The sequence below is a fragment of the Roseateles sp. genome (assembly GCF_036486225.1).
Taxonomy (GTDB): domain Bacteria; phylum Pseudomonadota; class Gammaproteobacteria; order Burkholderiales; family Burkholderiaceae_C; genus Roseateles.
The window spans coordinates 1-1,987 of sequence record NZ_DASVNZ010000237.1; the positions used below are offsets into that span (position 1 = coordinate 1).

The window sequence follows — 1,987 nt, forward strand, 5'->3', positions numbered from 1 at the left end:
CCGGAGGGGGCGCCCGCGTCGGCCCCCGCCGGCTCGGCCGCCTCCGCCTCCACCCCCGAATCCGCGGCACCGGCGACGGCGCGCTGACCGGGAGGCCCTCGCCTTGAGCCCTCCGCCCACCATGCTCGCGCCGCGACTGCCGGTCATCGGCTGGTCCACCTTCGCGGGCGCCGCGCACATCGACCAGCACAGCCTGCTGGACCATCCGCGCCACCTGTCCACCACCAGCGGCCGCGCGGCGATCCTGCTGGCGCTGGAGTGCCTGCGCGTCGGTCCCGGCGACCTCGTGCTGCTGCCGACCTACCACTGCCCGACGATGGTCTCGCCGGTGAAGACGCTGGGCGCGGACGCGGCCTTCTATCCGATCGACGAGCACGGCGCGCCGCGCCTGGACTGGCTCTCGGCGCACGTGCCGGCCAGCACCAAGGCGCTGCTGGTGCCGCACTACTTCGGGCTGCCGCAGCCGATGGAGGCGGTGCGCGCCTGGTGCGACGCGCGCGGCATCGCGCTGATCGAGGACTGCGCGCATGCGATGTTCGGTCGCGCCGGCGCGCGGCCGATCGGCTCCTGGGGCGACGTCGCCATCGCCAGCCTGACCAAGTTCTTCCCGACGCCCGAGGGCGGCATCCTCGCGCTCAACCGCGCCGGGCTGACGATGCCGGCGCTGACGCCGGCCTCGCGCATCGACCAGGTCAAGGCGGGCTCCGACATCCTGCACATGGGCGCCGCGCACGACCGCCTGACCGGCCTGAACCGGCTGATCCGCGGCGCGTTCGCGCTCAAGAGCGCCCTGCGCCGCCTGGTGAAGGGACCGTCGACCGGGACGCAGGCGGCGCCGAGCCGCCACGGCGAACTCGACGAGGCCGAGGAGATCGACGCCAACATGGCGCTGATCGACCTGCCCCTGTCGCACCGCGCGCTGACGCATGCCAGCGGATGGATCTCGCGGCGCGTGCCGCGGCGTCGCATCGTCGAGGCGCGCCGGCATCACTACGCGTTCTTCACCGAAGCGTTCTCGCGGCGCGACGGCGTGCATCCGCTGCTGCCGGCGCTGCCGCCGGACTGCGCGCCCTACGTCTTCCCGCTGTGGGTGCGCACGCCCGATCCGGGCTACGCGGAGATGCGCAGGCTCGGCGTGCCGGTGTCGCGCTGGGACCGGCTGTGGCCCGGCGTGCCGGGGCTGCCCGGCGACGCCGGCAAGTCGTGGTCGCACCACGTGCTGCAGCTCGCCTGCCATCAGGACCTCAGCGAGTCCGACCTGCACCGCATCGTCGAGCAGGTCGAGCGCCTGTTCATCACGCCCGCCGCGGCGGCGCCGCGCTGAGAGCCGGGGAATGCGGCGCGTGCTCATGGTCTCCTTCCAGTTCCCGCCGATGGCGGGGACCAGCGGCGTGCAGCGCGCCTTGCGCTTCGCGCAGCAGCTGCCCGCGTCGGGCTGGACGCCGAGCCTGCTGACCGCGCATCCCCGCGTGCACACCTTGACCGGGACCGACCTGGTCGAGGAGATCCCGCCGGACCTGGTCGTGCGTCGCGCCTTCGCGCTGGACGCCGCGCGGCACCTGTCGATCGCGGGCCGGTATCCCGGCTTCCTGGCACGCCCGGACCGCTGGCACAGCTGGCTGCTCGGCGCCGTCCCGGCCGGGTTGAAGCTGATCCGGGAGACCCGCCCCGACGCGATCTGGAGCACCTACCCGATCCCGACCGCGCACCTCGTGGGCTACTGGCTGTCGCGGCTCAGCGGCCTGCCCTGGGTGGCCGACTTCCGCGACCCGATGGCGCATGAGGGCTATCCGGCCGACCCGGTGCTGTGGCGCAGCTTCGCGGCGGTCGAGCGCAAGGTCTTCGCGCGCGCGACACGCTTCACCTTCACCACCCCCGGCGCGGCGCGGCTCTACGCGCAGCGTTTCCCCGCCGCCGCCGACCGCATCCGCGTGATCGAGAACGGCTATAGCGAGGACGCGTTCCAGCAGGCCGAGCGCAGCGCCCG

At 74.1% G+C, this 1,987-nt stretch carries 2 protein-coding genes; both read left to right on the forward strand.

Features of this window, described 5'->3' with window-relative positions:
* Positions 1-103: 103 nt before the first annotated feature.
* Positions 104-1,324, forward strand: a complete 1,221-nt coding sequence (locus tag VF536_RS16165) for a DegT/DnrJ/EryC1/StrS family aminotransferase (protein ID WP_331615892.1) — start codon at positions 104-106, stop codon at positions 1,322-1,324.
* Between the two features lie 10 nt (positions 1,325-1,334).
* Positions 1,335-1,987, forward strand: a 653-nt coding sequence (locus tag VF536_RS16170) for a glycosyltransferase (protein WP_331615893.1), incomplete at its 3' end; no start/stop codon positions are given.